The organism is Pseudomonas sp. 1121_17 (assembly GCF_052850745.1).
Window position 1 is genome coordinate 74,023 of record NZ_VXCX01000006.1, and the last position, 15,347, is coordinate 89,369.

General features: G+C 61.1%; 14 protein-coding genes. 6 read left to right on the forward strand and 8 right to left on the reverse strand.

Going from position 1 to position 15,347, the window contains the following annotated elements:
• Window positions 1-20 precede the first annotated feature (20 nt).
• Complete coding sequence (locus FW789_RS13520) at window positions 21-590, forward strand: sigma-70 family RNA polymerase sigma factor (RefSeq protein WP_446431636.1); 570 nt, start codon at window positions 21-23, stop codon at window positions 588-590.
• Window positions 587-1,261: an anti-sigma factor gene (locus tag FW789_RS13525; protein ID WP_446431579.1), complete on the forward strand. Its 675-nt coding sequence runs from the start codon at window positions 587-589 to the stop codon at window positions 1,259-1,261. Before FW789_RS13520 ends, FW789_RS13525 begins: the two co-directional genes overlap by 4 nt.
• Before the next feature lie 30 nt (window positions 1,262-1,291).
• Here the strand turns inward: FW789_RS13525 and FW789_RS13530 are convergent, their stop codons facing one another.
• From FW789_RS13530 to FW789_RS13540, 3 genes are all read right to left on the reverse strand, one after another.
• Window positions 1,292-2,314 carry a methionine synthase gene (locus tag FW789_RS13530; RefSeq protein ID WP_411561850.1) on the reverse strand — a complete coding sequence of 341 codons (1,023 nt, stop codon included), beginning with the start codon at window positions 2,312-2,314 and terminating at the stop codon, window positions 1,292-1,294.
• A 27-nt stretch (window positions 2,315-2,341) separates the two neighbouring features.
• Window positions 2,342-3,325 (reverse strand): DUF1852 domain-containing protein, encoded by a 984-nt coding sequence (locus FW789_RS13535; RefSeq protein ID WP_446431580.1) that lies wholly within the window; start codon window positions 3,323-3,325, stop codon window positions 2,342-2,344.
• A gap of 194 nt (window positions 3,326-3,519) precedes the next feature.
• The gene (locus FW789_RS13540) at window positions 3,520-4,107 is read right to left on the reverse strand and encodes a TetR/AcrR family transcriptional regulator (protein WP_446431581.1); all 588 of its coding nucleotides are present in this window, start codon (window positions 4,105-4,107) and stop codon (window positions 3,520-3,522) included.
• Window positions 4,108-4,242: 135 nt separating this feature from the next.
• On the opposite strand from FW789_RS13540, the gene FW789_RS13545 reads away from it, so the two are divergent.
• Window positions 4,243-5,451 (forward strand): MFS transporter, encoded by a 1,209-nt coding sequence (locus FW789_RS13545; RefSeq protein WP_446431582.1) that lies wholly within the window; start codon window positions 4,243-4,245, stop codon window positions 5,449-5,451.
• Window positions 5,452-5,628: 177 nt separating this feature from the next.
• On the opposite strand, the gene FW789_RS13550 is transcribed toward FW789_RS13545, so the two are convergent.
• From FW789_RS13550 to FW789_RS13565, 4 genes are all read right to left on the reverse strand, one after another.
• A complete protein-coding gene (locus FW789_RS13550) occupies window positions 5,629-5,916 on the reverse strand; it encodes a hypothetical protein (RefSeq protein ID WP_371411608.1) in 288 nt (95 codons plus the stop codon).
• A gap of 14 nt (window positions 5,917-5,930) precedes the next feature.
• Window positions 5,931-8,405 (reverse strand): TonB-dependent siderophore receptor, encoded by a 2,475-nt coding sequence (locus FW789_RS13555; protein WP_446431583.1) that lies wholly within the window; start codon window positions 8,403-8,405, stop codon window positions 5,931-5,933.
• A 91-nt stretch (window positions 8,406-8,496) separates the two neighbouring features.
• A complete protein-coding gene (locus tag FW789_RS13560; RefSeq protein ID WP_446431584.1) occupies window positions 8,497-9,456 on the reverse strand; it encodes a FecR domain-containing protein in 960 nt (319 codons plus the stop codon).
• The gene (locus tag FW789_RS13565) at window positions 9,453-9,974 is read right to left on the reverse strand and encodes a sigma-70 family RNA polymerase sigma factor (protein ID WP_446431585.1); all 522 of its coding nucleotides are present in this window, start codon (window positions 9,972-9,974) and stop codon (window positions 9,453-9,455) included. Before FW789_RS13565 ends, FW789_RS13560 begins: the two co-directional genes overlap by 4 nt.
• A gap of 159 nt (window positions 9,975-10,133) precedes the next feature.
• Here FW789_RS13565 and FW789_RS13570 point away from each other — a divergent pair, with 159 nt between their 5' ends.
• The 3 genes from FW789_RS13570 (at window position 10,134) to FW789_RS13580 (ending at window position 14,099) form a co-directional block, all read left to right on the forward strand.
• Window positions 10,134-10,655, forward strand: a complete 522-nt coding sequence (locus FW789_RS13570; protein WP_446431586.1) for a sigma-70 family RNA polymerase sigma factor — start codon at window positions 10,134-10,136, stop codon at window positions 10,653-10,655.
• On the forward strand, window positions 10,652-11,623 hold the full coding sequence (locus FW789_RS13575; RefSeq protein WP_446431587.1) for a FecR domain-containing protein: 972 nt from the start codon (window positions 10,652-10,654) through the stop codon (window positions 11,621-11,623). The genes FW789_RS13570 and FW789_RS13575 overlap by 4 nt, the downstream gene beginning before the upstream one ends.
• Window positions 11,624-11,759: 136 nt before the next feature.
• Window positions 11,760-14,099 (forward strand): TonB-dependent siderophore receptor, encoded by a 2,340-nt coding sequence (locus FW789_RS13580; RefSeq protein WP_446431637.1) that lies wholly within the window; start codon window positions 11,760-11,762, stop codon window positions 14,097-14,099.
• A 258-nt stretch (window positions 14,100-14,357) separates the two neighbouring features.
• On the opposite strand, the gene FW789_RS13585 is transcribed toward FW789_RS13580, so the two are convergent.
• Window positions 14,358-15,266, reverse strand: coding sequence for a LysR family transcriptional regulator (locus FW789_RS13585; RefSeq protein WP_186699744.1), 909 nt, complete (start codon window positions 15,264-15,266; stop codon window positions 14,358-14,360).
• Between the last annotated feature and the right edge of the window lie 81 nt (window positions 15,267-15,347).

The window sequence follows — 15,347 nt, forward strand, 5'->3', positions numbered from 1 at the left end:
GAAGCCTCGCATCACTCAACCTGATTGCCTGGAGAACAGCTATCTCAATCGCCGAAAGTGACCAGTTGGCGCAGCTCCTGGCATCCACTGCGCTGGGCGACCGTCGTGCCTTCGAAACGCTCTATCGCAGTGTCAGCCCGCGCTTGCACGGGATTGCCCTGCGCTTCATGGGGCGCGGCGATCTGGCTGAAGACGTGCTGCAGGAGAGTTTCGTGCGCATCTGGCATAACGCCTCCCGCTACCAGATGCACCTTTGCGCGCCAATGACCTGGATGATCAACATCACCCGCAATCAGGCCGTGGATCACCTGCGCAAGCAGCGTGAACGCTCCCTGACCGATGTCGAAGCGCAGCTGCTGGAGGATCAAAGCCCTTCCGCGCATGAGCAATTGAGCACTGCCCGCGAGGCTGGCGCGCTGAACCGTTGCCTGGACACGCTTGAAGGCATGCAACGCCAGTCGATCGCCGTCGCGTATTTCCAGGGTTTGTCCTGTGCCGAACTCGCCGTCCACCTTAAAGCTCCATTGGGCTCGGTCAAGTCGTGGATCCGCCGCGGTATGGAGCGCCTGCGCAGGTGCCTTGAATCATGAACTATCAAACCCCTGCCCTGCGCCGTGCCTTGGCTGGCGACTACGCCGTCGGTTTGATGCCGGCGTTGGCGCAGCGGCGCTTTCAACGGCTGTTGCTTGAGGACAAGGCGCTGCGTGCAGAGCTTGCCCAGTGGCAAACCTGCCTGGCCAGCATGACCGAGACTATCCCAGAGTCGCCCGTTGCAGAACATGTCTGGCAGCGGATCAAGGCACGCATCGAACAGCAGCCCGTTACCGTACCGAGCAAAGGCAGGTTCTGGAGCTGGCTGCGCATCAGCGTGGCGGTGTGTTCGCTGGCGCTGGGGATATTGATCGGGGTGATCTACAACCAGGACGACAATCGCTACAGTGCAACGCTGCTGAGTGACAGTGCGCAGCCGGTGTTCAAGGTTGAGGCCTCTGAAAAACGCCTGCAAGTCCAGGCTCTGGCGTTGGCTGCAGTCACCCCACAGCAAAGCCTGCAACTGTGGGCGATTGCCGAAGGCAGCAAGCCTGTTTCGCTTGGCCTGATCGCCGCCAGCGGCAACAGCACGCTCGAACTTGGCCAAGCACAGAGAGAGCTGCTTGGCAAAGCCGTGGTGCTGGCAGTCAGCCTGGAACCCAAGGGCGGCTCGCCGACCGGTCAACCGACCGGGCCGGTGCTGTACAAAGGTGCGCTGGCGGATCTGTAGGCCAGACCCGCCACTGGCCCGGCAGCGGCTTCAGAGCTCTCGGCGAACGATCTCTGCACCCGCACTCAGCGCGCTCAGCTTGCCCTGGGCAACCTGCCGGGGCAACGGCGCCATGCCACAGTTGGTGCACGGGTACAGCTTGTCGGCATCGACGAACTGCAGCGCTTTGCGCAAGGTGTTGGCCACCTCTTCGGGCGTTTCGATGGTGTGATTCGCAACATCGATCGCGCCGACCATTACCTTCTTGCCACGGATCAGCTCGATCAGGTCCATTGGCACATGGGAGTTGTGGCATTCCAGCGAGATGATGTCGATGCTGGACTTCTGCAGTTTCGGAAACACCTCTTCGTACTGACGCCATTGCGTGCCGAGGGTCTTCTTCCAGTCGGTGTTGGCCTTGATGCCGTAGCCGTAGCAGATATGCACCGCAGTTTCGCACTTCAGGCCTTCGACTGCCCGCTCCAGAGCAGCGACGCCCCAGTCGTTGACTTCGTCGAAGAACACATTGAAGGCCGGTTCGTCGAACTGGATGATGTCGACGCCGGCCGCTTCCAGTTCTCTGGCTTCCTGGTTGAGGATCTTGGCAAATTCCCACGCCAGCTTTTCCCGGCTTTTGTAATGGCTGTCGTAAAGCGTATCGATCATGGTCATGGGGCCCGGCAGTGCCCACTTGATCGGCTCATCGGTCAGCTGGCGCAGGTACCTGGCGTCTTCGACAAACACCGGTCTTGTCCGTGCAACAGCGCCGACGACGGTTGGCACGCTGGCATCGTAACGGTCACGGATCCTGACAGTTTCGCGCTTTTCGAAATCAACCCCGCTCAAATGCTCGATGAACGTGGTGACGAAATGCTGGCGGGTTTGCTCACCGTCACTGACGATATCGATGCCCGCCAATTGCTGCGCTTGCAACGCCAGACGCAGAGCATCCTGTTTACCCTCGGTCAGTTCATCGCCCTGCAGCTTCCAGGGCGACCAGAGCGTTTCGGGCTGGGCCAGCCAGGAAGGTTTCGGCAGGCTGCCGGCAGTCGAAGTGGGTAGCAGTTTTTTCACGGTTGATAACCTTATTCTGTTAACGGCTCAAACCGCGTAGTTGGCGGCCCACTGTTCGAGAACAGCGCGGTGAGGTTTGATGAAGTGTTCAGCGACAAACTGGCCCTGTTCTTGCGCCAGCCGACTGCGCTCTTCACGGTCATAGACAATGCGGGTCAATGAATAATCCTCATGTTGCAGGCTTGGCCGGTACGACTTGCCTGCCACGGAATTGGCGTTGTAGATCTCGGGGCGATAGATCTTTTGGAAGGTGTCCATCGTGCTGATGGTGCTGACCAGTTCAAGCGTTGTGTAATCGGCCAGCAGATCACCGGAGAAATAAAACGCCAGCGGCGCAACGCTGTTGGGCGGCATGAAGTAACGCACCGTCAATCCCATCTGTTTGAAGTATTCATCGGTCAGCGAATACTCGTCCTGGCGGTACTCGATACCCAACACCGAGTGATGATTGTCAGTGCGCTGATAAGTCCTGCTGGTGGAAACGCTCAGGCAGATAACCGGAGGTTTGGCGAACTTTTCGCGGTAGGCGCTGGAATTGACGAAGTGCTGGAACAGCTTGCCATGCAGCTCGCCGAAGTTCTCCGGAACGGCAAACCCGGACGCGTCTTTGTTGTGCTGCAACAACAGCACACTGAAGTCGTAATCGCGCACGTAGGAGGAGAAGTTATTGCCCACCATGCCCTGGATACGCTCGCCGGTGATGCGATCAACCACGGTCGCCTTCAATATCTCGATCAATGGCAGGCCGCGCGCGCTGTCAGACGCACCGAGGTCCATTTCAACCGAAATGATATCCAGCTCGACGCTGTAGCGATCCGCTGTCGGGTTGTCCCAATGGGCCAAGGCATTGAAGCGGTTGTCGATCATCTGCAGGGTATTGCGCAAGTTCTCCCGGCGATTACTGCCGCGCGCCAAATTGGCAAAGTTAGTGGTGATGCGGGTCTTTTCGCAGGGTTGATAGTGTTCGTCGAAACGAAGACTTTTCAGGGTAAAGGCAAACTGGTTATTCATCGCAACCTGACATCCTGTTGAGCGAGATGAAACCCGAAACCCGAACGCACATTTCCAGCAGTGGGCAACTCGGGCTTCAATTTTATCGCGTAACTAAGTAGGACGTAGTCTAGGTTGCTGGCTGTGTGCGAACTAATGAAACGATTTCACAGCATCATTAGGCATATTCATGCAAGTATCCAGAGATCCTTGGATCATGCTCCAAGCAGCAAACCGCGCAGCAGCATCTCCAATGCCGCGCTGGCCCGCTCCAGCCGACGGGAGCCTTGGTCGCCCTCCGCGATCCAGAACGCCGCCTCCGACAAACTGCCGTAGATCAACGATGCCATTGCTTCGGAGTCGGTCTTGGCTACTACGCCCTGCGCCATCAGTTCATTGATCAACCCCGTCATCGACTCGACACAGTGGCGCTGCGCCTCGGCCGAGGCAGGGCCCAGCACCGCTCGGGCATCCCGCAGCAAAAGGCGCTGGATTTCCGGCTCGAGGGCCATCTGCAGATAGGCCTGGCAGCGACCGCTGAAGCCTTCCCACGGATTCTCAGCTGAATCAGAAATGGCCTGCAGCCGTGCGTCAACCTCGCTGTCGACCTGCTCGACTACCGCCGCCAGAAGCCCTTTCTTGTCACCAAAGTGGTGATATAGCGCGCCGCGGGTAAAGCCCGCCTGGGCGGTCAGGTCATCCATTGAAGTGTCGGCATAGCCACGCTCGGTGAACACCTTGCGCGCGGTGGCGAGCAAGGCTGCGCGGGTTTCTTCCATCTCGACACGGGTGCGACGAACCATCTGCGTTCTCCTGGCTAAGGCCTGAATGATGATTTACATACGCAGCGTATGAATATACGATCACTTTCATACACAGCGTATGTATTTTCCCTGCATGGGCAATGCACATGCAAGTCGGCATTTCAGGAGATCCCCATGGCCCCCACCTATCGAGCACTGTTCACCGCACCTGGCAGCCCTGCTTTTACCGCCGCAGGCCTGCTGGCGCGGCTACCTCTGCCAATGACCGGTATCGGCATCATCACCCTGTTATCCCAGCTCTACGGCAGTTATGCCCTGGCAGGCCTGGTCTCGGCGACCTTTGTGCTGACCTACGCCCTGCTCTCGCCGCAGCTGTCGCGGCTGGTTGATCTGCATGGGCAACGCCGCGTGTTGCCGGTCGCGACCGCGATCAGCGTGGTCGGCCTGTTGATGCTGGCCGCCAGCGCCAGGTGGCAGGCGCCAGTCTGGTGTTTGTTCATCGCAGCACTGCTCGCCGGGTTCATGCCAAGCATATCGGCAATGGTGCGGGCCCGCTGGACCGCCCTGTATCGCGGCCAGCCCTGCCTGCAAACGGCGTATTCGCTGGAAACGGTCTTTGACGAAGTGACGTTCATCCTCGGGCCACCGCTTGCGGTCGGCTTGTCTGTGGCGGTGTTTCCAGAAGCTGCGCTGTTGGTGAGCGCAAGCGTATTGGCGCTTGGCGTGACTGCGCTGCTGCTTCAACGTGCTACCGAGCCAGGCGTTGCTGCTGCCGATAATCTGGCTGCACCATCATGCTCGGTCATCCGCCTGGGCAGCGTGCGCCTGCTGACGCTGTTGATGGTGTGCATGGGCATCATTGTCGGCACCGTCGATATCGCCAGCGTGGCATTTGCCGAGCAGCTTCAGCGCCCGGCAGCTGCGAGCGTGGTACTGGCCGCCTATGCGCTCGGCTCTTGCGCGTCCGGCTTGCTGTTTGGGGTTTTGCAGACGAACTTTGCGCTGCATCGACAGTTGCTCATCGGTGCAGCCGCTGCTGCCGTAACCACGCTGCCGCTGATGCTTGCGGGCAGCATCCCTGCCCTGGCGGGCGCAGTACTGGTGGCGGGCCTGTGCTTCGCACCCACCATGATTGTGGCGATGACCCTGATCGAGCGGTTGGTCCCTGAACAGCAAGTAACTGAGGGCATGACCTGGCTGCTGGCTGGGCTGAATGTTGGCGTGGCTATGGGCGCTGCGGGTGCCGGGCGAATCGTTGACAGCGCGGGTGTCCACGCTGGATTCGCCCTGGCCTTGGTAGCAGCCTGTGCAGTGCTGCTGGTGGCACTGCAGGCATCGAGAAAGCTGCACAGCCAGCAAACGGCTGCGCTGATGACTGAGTGAACGGTTCGCGCCATCCAGCCGCAGCCAGCGCCGAACTGTCGCGCCTGGCGGTGGACATGAGCAAGTTGGTGGCTAGGTTCTCCCTCTAGGCAAAACTGCGCGTCTAACTGGCGCGCCTTGATAACAGACCGTTGGATGGTTGGGTGCTGCCGCGCAGCCCCCATGCCGAAATCCGGATCACGCCAACAGCGCTAGCAACCGCCCCGCCAGCTCAGCCGCATCCTGCTGATAATCCTTACCCCAGCGCACCGACCAGTCTCCAGGTCGCCCCTGCTCATCCCACTCGGCCAATGCCAGCGCATTGACGACCTCAAGTTCAAACCACAGCGCCTGCCAGGCATCGCTGTCCTTGACCAGCGCAGCGTCCTGCCAGAGAAACTCCGTGGCCGCGACGAACGCCGACCAGGCATAAATATCCTGCGCCGCGCGTCCACCTAGCGCTAGCCAATAGGCCCGATCCATCAACGCAGCCTCCTTGATCAAAAGCTTGCCTTCACCGACGCCATGAAGTTGCGCGGCTCACCGTAGTAGTTGCCGAACGCCTCGGTGCCGATGGTTGCATAGTAACGCTTGTCGAACAGGTTATTGGCGTTCAGTGCCAGCGACCAGGTGTCATCGATGCGGTAACCGATCCGTCCATTCCAGACCGCGTAACCTGCCTGGGTGATTTTCTCGCCGCTGGCAGGCGAAAGGCGGAAATTGTCACTTTGCGCATTCACCCCCGCCCCAACCGTGAAGCGCTCGAGCGCCCCGCCCAAGGCGTATTCACCCCACATCCGCAGTACATGCCGCGGCACGTAGCTGTTGAACGCTGCGCCGTTGAGGCTGGCGTCGATGTCGTCGAGGGTCTTGGTCTGGGTATAGGTATAGCCCGCCATCAGTTGCAGGCGCTCGATGACTTCGCCGCTGATTTCAGCCTCGAAACCCTGCGCACGAACCTTACCGGCGTTGACATAGCAATAGCCGTCGGAAGACGGGCATGACGAAAAGTAATCCGTCTGCGCCTGGTCCTTTTGGAGGGTGCGGAACAGGTTGAACGCGCTGTTGAGGCGACCGTCGAACCAGGCGCCCTTGATCCCCAACTCGTAACTCTGGCCTACCAACGGTTTGAGCGCCGAGCCGGCTTCATCGCGGTAATTGCCTTGCGGGGTGAAGATATCCGAGTAGCTGGCGTAGGCCGTCAGGTTGTCATTGAGGTCCAGCAGTACGCCGGCAAACGGGGTCACCTGGCCGGTCTCGCGGCTGCGCGAATACTGTGGGGCAACGCCGTTGAGGAACTCCGAATCGGTCTCAGAGCTGTACCAACTGACCCGTCCACCAACCACCAGCGTCAGCGGATCGGCCAGTTTCAGGCGCAGCGTCGAGTACACGCCTTTCTGTTTGGTAACCGATTTGACCGGGCCACCGCGCGACGCATTGTCGATGAAGTAGCTGTCATCCGGCTCAGGGATATTCTTGTCAGGGTTGAATACATTCTGTCGTTGCGGCAGAAACGCGACCGAATAGAAGTCGTCCTTGTCGGCGCGGCTCGCATTGGCGCCGAACACCAACTCGTGCTGCCGGCCAAACGCTGCGAACTTGCCATCGACATAGGCATCCAGACCATAGTCGACCTGGTCGTAGTCATACATGCTGCCGAGCATACCGGTGGTGTCGACGCCGGGGGTAACAGCGCCGGAGGCGAAAGCGTATTTGATATCCTGGGTGTTTTTTGAATAGACGCTGGCGACCTTGAGCTGCCAGTCATCATTGAACTGGTGCTTGAGGTCACTGAATACGGTAGTGCGTTGGCTGCGCCAGGTATTCCACGAAGGGTCCAGGCAGGTCGAGCGGCTCAGCTTTAGGTCACTGCGATCGCGATAGCGCGGCACGCCACCCCAGCATGGATTGGCGTCGACGTCTTCATAGGCGATACCGAGGCCCAGGGTAGTGTCAGGGCCGAGATCGAAATCGAGTGCGCCGTAATAGACCTGATCCTTGCGGCTGGCGTCATCGGTGAAGTAATGCCGGCTCTGCTGCGCGATCACCGCCCTGCCGCGCAGCGTGCCAGACGCATTCAGCGGCCCGCCCGTGTCGACCTGTCCACGGTAATTGTCCCAACTGCCGCCCGACAGGGTGACATCGGTGTGGGCAGCGGCCAGGCCACGCTTGCGCACAAAGTTGACGCCACCGGCGGTGCCGCCCGCTCCTTTCATCATGCCGGCGGCGCCGCGCAGGACTTCGACCCGGTCGTAATAGGCCATGTCACTGCTGAAGCTGTCGGCCTGCACGTACAGGTTGCCCATGTCCAGCGGCACGCCGTCGTACTGGTACTGGCCCGACATGCGAAAACCGCGAGAGTAAAAGTATTTTCCACCCATGGTCGAGTCATACACGGTGATGCCCGGGGTCTTTTCCATGACTTGGTCGATGGTGTTGAGATTCTGGTCATCGAGCAGCTTGCGGGTCATCACCGTGACCGACTGCGGTGTTTCCTTGAGCGAGTGCTCACCCTTGCCGATGGTGACCGCGCCGGTAGTATACGAGCCGCTGTTCTCGGTAGTGGCACCAAGCACCTGGCCGTTGATGGTGGTGGCGCCCAGCTCCATTGCCGAACCAGTAGCGGGCGCAGCACGCAGCACATAGGTGCCGTCAGCCTGCGCTTCGGCCTGCAGGCCGCTGCCGGCAAGAATCCGCGCAAAACCTTCGCCAATGCTGAACTGCCCATTGAGCCCTGGCGACTGCAGCCCGGCTGTTTGGCGGCCATCAAAAGAGATCGCAGCACCCGCTGCGCTGGCGAAGCGGCCGAGTACTTCGGTTAGGCTGCCCGGGCCAATCGCGAACGCCCGCGCCGCGCCTTGCTCCTGCGCCGGAGCGGCGAATGTTGCCGTCGACCATACATTGGCCATGCTTGCGGCCAACAGACCAGCCCTGATTGCGGTCGCCAGATGACCCCGTTTGTGCATTGCAGACATGCCTACCCTCCCCCTGAACATTGCTCAATAAACGTATTGGGGGATGAGCCGAACGGCGTCGGTAAAAAGTGCACATGCCTGCGAAGTTTTTTCAATGGGGCACGGCCGCTGCCGAGACATGCACCCAGTAGCGGCTGAAGCGCGTGACCCGCAGCGACAGACCACTTTCCAGTGCGGTAAGGGCAAGGTCGGTGTCATCGATCGGGAAAGCTCCGGAGACCTTCATCCGGGCAATCTGCGGATCGCAACGCAGCACGCCGCGGCGATAACGTGACAGATCCGCCAGCAGCTCAGCCAACGGCCGTTCCACGGCAATGATGCTGCCCTGCTGCCAGGCGCCCACGGACGCATCACTGCGCTGCACAGCCCCCGACGAGCGTTTATTGAAGTCCAGCCGCTGCCCCGCTTCGACTCGAATGGCTCCGCCAGCGCTGGCCGTGCGGACCTCTACCGCCTTCTCGATTACGGCGACCTCGGCGTTCTGCTCGTGGGTGCGAACGATGAAGCGCGTGCCCAGCGCCAGTACCTCGCCGTGACGGGTGTGGATTTTGAACGGCCGCTGCGCAGCGTCAGGGGCCGTGCTGATCAGAATCTCGCCCTGCAGCAAATCCAGCAGACGCTGGCTGCCGTCGTACCTCAAGTTGACTGCCGAATCGGTGTTCAGCCACAGCCTGCTGCCATCCGCCAACTGAAACTGGCGACGCTCACCAACCGTGGTCCGAAAATCGGCAAACAGCTGCTGCGGCGTATCACTGCGCCAGCTCAGCCAACCCAGTGACGCAGCAGGCATCAGGATCATGACGCTGCGCAGCACCTGTCGGCGCGAGCGCTCGAGGCCACGCAATGCCGGTGCCGCCACCGCACCTGGCACGCTGGCCATCTGCTCGGCAACGGCAGTCATGCGCTGCCAGGCCTGCAGGTGAACAGGATCGGCCACCAGCCAGGCGTTCCAGGCCGCCCGCTCGGCGTCGGTAGCGACCCCTGATTGCAGCGCTGCGTACCAGCGCGCTGCGGCGCTGATCGCTTGCCGTTCAGCGAGGGTCAGGCTCATGCCAGCTGCATCTGGATCTGCATCAAGCAGCAGTGCTCCATGGCCTTGGCCATATGCTTGTTGACGCTGCGCAGGCTGATACCCAACTGCGCGGCGATCTGCGGGTAAGTCAGGCCGTCGAACTGCGACAGGATCAGCACCTGTTTGACCTTGGGCACCAGGCCTTGCAGCAAGCGGTCAATCTCGACCAACGCCTGCAGCATGATCGCCTGTTCTTCCGGAGACGGCTGCAGCGCTTCAGGCATGGCGGCCAGTGCCTGCAGGTAGGACTGTTCCAGCGAACGGCGCCGAAACAGGTCGATCAGCAAACCGTTGGCGATCCTCGACAAGTACGGCCGCGGCTCGCGGATCTCCAGGGCGCTGCGCGCCTTGAGCACGCGCACGAAGGTGTCCTGGGTCAGATCGGCGGCATCGAAAGCATTGCCCAGGCGCTGGCGCAACCAGCCATTGAGCCAGCCGTGATGCTCGCAATACAGGTCATTGACGGCGGTGTGCAGGGACGCATCATTGGCGGACATGGCAATAGAACGTTTCGCGAGTGGTAATGACTCTTATTGTCGTGCGGTGACCGGTAGCTTTGCAATAGCCAACCGATTCGCACCTGTTGCGCATCGCCCCGAGCCATATATATGATAAGCATTATCGTTTGCGACACTTCCAATCGGCGCCTGCAGATCATGCTCCCATCCTCCCAACCTGTCCTGTGCAACGTGGCTGTGCTCTACCGTCAGCAACACAGCTGGTTGACGGGCTGGCTGCGGCAACGCCTGAGTTGCTCGCACAGCGCAGCGGATCTGGCCCAGGACACCTTCATGCGCCTGCTGGCCACAGAGCAACTGCCAGCGCTGCACGCACCGCGGACCTTTCTAGCCAAGGTGGCGCAGAGCGTGCTTTGCAACCATTACCGTCGGCAGAAAATCGAACGCGCCTACCTCGAAGCGCTGGCGGCAATGCCCGAGCCGGTTGCGCCAAGCCTGGAAACCCAGGCAATCCTGCTCGAGACCTTGATCGCCCTCGACACCATGCTCGAAAGCCTGGAGCGGCCGGTGCGCGAGGTGTTTCTGCTGTCGCAGGTCGATGGCCTCGGCCACGCCGAGATCGCCGACCGGCTCAAGCTTTCGGTAACCACCATCAAGCGCTACATCATCAAAGCCAGCGCGCTGTGCATCGTCCTCGATGACAGTCTGGACCTGCCGTGACCAGCAGCCCGCCGCCGATTGCCGCAGAAATAGCAGAGCAGGCCATGCACTGGCATTTCGAGTTGCAGGAACCTGACGTCAGCCCGGCAACCCTCGCCGCGTGGATGGCCTGGAGGCAGGCGCAGCCGATGCATGAACATGCCTGGCAACGCGCCGAAGCATTCGCCCAGCGCATGGGCGACCTGCGTAACCCAAGCCAGCGCCGATTGGCCCAGGCGGCATTGCGTCCAGACTCGTCGCGACGCAGCATGCTCAAGCAACTGAGCGTGTTGATGGCCGCCGGCGCCAGTGCCTGGTACATGAAGGACACTGCCCTGGTGCAAGACTTCAGCGCTGATTATCATAGCCGGGTCGGCGAACAACGGCGCATCAGCCTGGCCGGTGACACTGAGCTGCAATTGAACACTGACACGGCGATCAACGTTGCCACCGAACAGAACCAGCGGCGGATACAACTGCTGCGCGGCGAGCTGCTGATCACCCGTAGCAACGCCAGCGCCGGGCGTTTGCTGTCGGTGCACACCGCTCAGGGTCGGCTTGAGGCGCAACTGGCGCAGTTCAACGTCAGGCAACGCGCGGGTCTTACTCAGGTCAGCGTCTACCGCGGCGAGCTGGTATTCAGCCCTGCCCTGCTGGCACACCCGCCGATCATCCTGCAAGCCGGCGAGCGAGCCACCTTCGCCGAAGCCGGCATAGTTAGCCGGCAACCTGAACCGCTCGCCATCCCTGCCTGGAGCCAGGGCATGCTGGTCGCTCAAGACCAGCCACTGGCAGAATTCATCGCTGAACTGAGCCGTTACCGACGTGGCCATCTGACCTGTGATCCCGCTTTGGCCAGGCTACGTGTGTCCGGCACCTTTCCGCTGGCCGATACCGACAAGGTCATCCTCGCCGTGGCCAACACCCTGCAGCTTGAGGTCGAGCATTTCACCCGGTACTGGGTGACATTGAAGCCACGCATCGCCTGACGCAAAAAAATCTGCGCAAGGGTGGTCCATTTTTGATTCTCGCGAGACTTAACCCCCAGACAATCATTCAATCGGGGAACAACGCGTGAATCTCAAGCATAAACTGGCCGGCGCCGTGGTCCAGGCCATCGCCTGCATGACCGCCACCGCACCGCTGCTGATGCTGCCCACCTGGGCCAGCGCCGCCGAGCAGGCCCAGGCCGACTTCGACATCCCGGCCGGCCCGCTCGCGCCAGCCCTGAGCCGCTTTGGCCAGGCCGCCCATATTCTGCTGAGCTACCCCAGCACCCTCACCGACGGACGCAGCACCGCCGGCCTGCACGGCAACTTCGACGTTGACCAGGGCCTGGCCATGCTGCTTGCCGGCAGTGGCCTGGAGGCCAGCCGCAGTGCCAACGGCATCTACACCCTGCAAGCCAGCAGCAGCGGCGCGATGGAGCTGAGCGCGGTATCCATCTCCGGCAAAGCCCCCGGCTCGACCACCGAAGGCACCGGCCTCTACACCACCTATTCGTCCAGCAGCTCGACCCGCCTCAACCTGACCCCGCAGGAAACCCCGCAGTCGCTCACCGTGATGACCCGCCAGCGCCTCGATGACCAGCGCCTGACCAACCTCACCGATGCCCTCGAGGCCACCCCCGGCATCATCGTCGTGCGCGACGGCCTCGGCGCCGAGAGCGACTCGTACTGGTCACGCGGCTTTGCCATCCAGAACTACGAGGTCGACGGCGTGCCCACCAACACTCGTCTGGACAACTACTCGCAGAGCATGGCGATGTACGACCGCGTCGAAATCGTCCGCGGCGCCACCGGTTTGATCAGCGGCATGGGCAACCCTTCGGCGACCATCAACCTGATCCGCAAGCGCCCGACGGCCGATGCGCAGGCCAGCATTACCGGCGAGGCCGGCACCTGGGACCGCTACGGCACAGGCTTCGACGTCTCGGGCCCGCTGACCGAAGCGGGCAACATCCGCGGCCGCTTCGTCGCCGACTACAAGACCGAGAAGGCCTGGATCGACCGCTACTCTTCGCAGTCGCAGCTGATCTATGGCATCACCGAGTTCGACCTGACTGAAGACACCCTGCTGACCCTGGGCTTCAGCTACCTGCGCAGCGACGTCGACTCGCCGCTGCGCTCGGGCCTGCCGTCGCGCTTCAGCACCGGCCAGCGCACCAACCTCAAGCGCTCGCTCAACGCCGCCCCGGACTGGTCCTACAACGACCACGAGCAAACCAGTTTCTTCACCTCCATCGAACAGCAACTGGGCAACGGCTGGAGCGGCAAGATCGAGCTGACCCACGCCGAAAACAAGTTCGACGAAGTGTTCAACTTCGCCAGGGGCGACTTGAACACCGACGGCAGCGGCCTGTCGCAACTGCCCGTGCGCTTCTCCGGTACGCCACGCCAGGACAACCTCGATGTCTACGCCACCGGCCCGTTCAGCCTGTTCGGCCGCGAGCACGAACTGATCACCGGGATGACCTTGTCCCAGTACAAGGAAAGCGTGCCCGGCTGGGGCGGTTGGGGCTATGACTATGCCGGCTCGCCTGCCGGCGCGATCGACAACCTGTTCGACTGGGACGGCAGCTCGGCCAAGCCCACCTTCACCGAGAGCGGCAAGTCGTCGATCGATGAAGACCAGTACGCTGCCTACCTGACCTCGCGCTTCAGCGTCAGCGAAGACCTCAGCCTGATCCTCGGCAGCCGCCTGATCGACTGGAAGCGCGACACCTCCGACCGCCCGTACGGCGGCGCCGAGACCGAGGTCAAGCGCAAAGAGAGCGGCGTGTTCATTCCGTATGCCGGGGTGGTCTACGACCTTGATCAGACCTGGTCGCTGTATGCCAGCTACACCAAGATCTTCAACCCGCAAGCGTCGTGGGTGACCGATGAAGACAACAACCCGCTCGACCCGATGGAAGGCGTCGGCTACGAGATCGGCATCAAAGGCTCGCACCTCGACGGCAAGCTCAACTCAAGCCTTGCGCTGTTCAAGCTGGAGCAGGACAACCTTGCCATCTGGCAGCACGACAACGTCTACAGCGCCGAGCAGGACACCACATCCAAGGGCATTGAGCTGGAACTGAACGGCGAACTGGCCGAAGGCTGGCAGGCGTCCGCCGGCTATGCCTATTCGATCACCACCGATGCCGATGACCAGCGCATCAATACCAACCTGCCGCGCAACAGCGTGAAGACCTTCACCAGCTACCGGCTGCACGGGCCGCTGAACAAACTGACGATTGGCGGCGGGGTGAACTGGCAGAGCAAGGTTGGCGCTGACTTGCACACCTTCAGCCAGAGCAGCTATGCGGTTACCAACCTGATGGCCCGCTACGACATCAGCCGCAACCTCAGTGCTGCGCTGAACATCAATAACGTGTTCGATCGCGAGTATTACAGCCAGTCCGGGTTGTATAGCGTGTACGGCGCGCCGCGCAATCTGATGACCAGTTTCAAGTACAGCTTCTGAGGTTGGCTTGGGCAGACGCAGGTTACAGACCGAGAACTCTAGAAACTCGACGCACGTGAGGTGCCCCACGTACAACCGCCATAGGAGGTGCACGTGTTCCAAAGATTGTGACGGCCTGTCAAAGAATGGCAACGACCGGAAAAGACTAGGCTGTGCTCCCCAGAGCATGCAATGGTGCAAAGCCGTGAAAAGGATGATCGGAAACCGCCTACACGGTAGAGGGGAAATCCGATCCATATCTGCAGGCGCAACATATATTTACTTCATCTGTAGCGGATTACCGGCTTTGAAAAGCTCCGCCACCATGAAGTCGATGAACACGCGCAGCTTGGGCGCACGGTGCTTGCTCGATGGCCAAAGCATGCGAAAGGCGCCCTGATGCTGGATAAAGTCATCCAGCACCGTCACCAGTTCGCCAGCCGCAAGCGCATCCCGCACCATGAAATCTTGCAAACAGGCGATCCCAAGGCCATCGCGGGCGACGTGCAGCAGGGCCTCGGTGGTGTTGCATACCATCGAGGCCCCGAGCACGGGTTCAACCGCGTCCTGCTGCCTGCGTAAGGGCCACGGCTCGAACTTCCCCGTACTCGGAAACCTGTGTTGCATACAAGCGTGGTCTGCCAGATCAGCAGGCTCAAGCGGCGTGCCGCGCGCGGTCAAATACTTGGGTGAGGCTACCAGCAGCAACTTGAACGTGCCCAATGTGCGCGACATCAACCGGGAATCCGTCAGTTCTCCGGTGCGAATGACGGCATCGAATCCCTCTTCGATGACATCGACCATCCGATCCGAGAAATCCACGTCCAGTTCGATTGCGGGGTAGCGGTGCATGAAGGCCGTCAGCGCCGGCATCACCAAACTGCCTACCAGCGGCATGCTCACACGCAGCTTGCCTTGGGGCGCGCGTTGGGTTTCCGACAGCTCCAATTCGGCCGCCTCGACCTCGCACAGGATGCGCCGGCAACGCTCCAGAAACAGTGAGCCCTCAGCGGTCAGCGTGATGCTACGCGTGCTGCGGTGGAGCAGACGCACGCCCAGCCGCTGCTCCAGCCGGGCCACGCTCTTGCCGACGGCGGAAGACGAGACACCGAGCACGCGACCGGCTTGCGAAAAGCTGCGGGCTTCTGCCGCCTGCACAAAGAACGCGATGCCACTGAGAGAATCCACTCATCACCGTTTAAAGAATATTTGTCCGATATGCTCGGAACCTTAGCCTATTTTTCCGTGGCAGACTTGTCCTTACGCTGA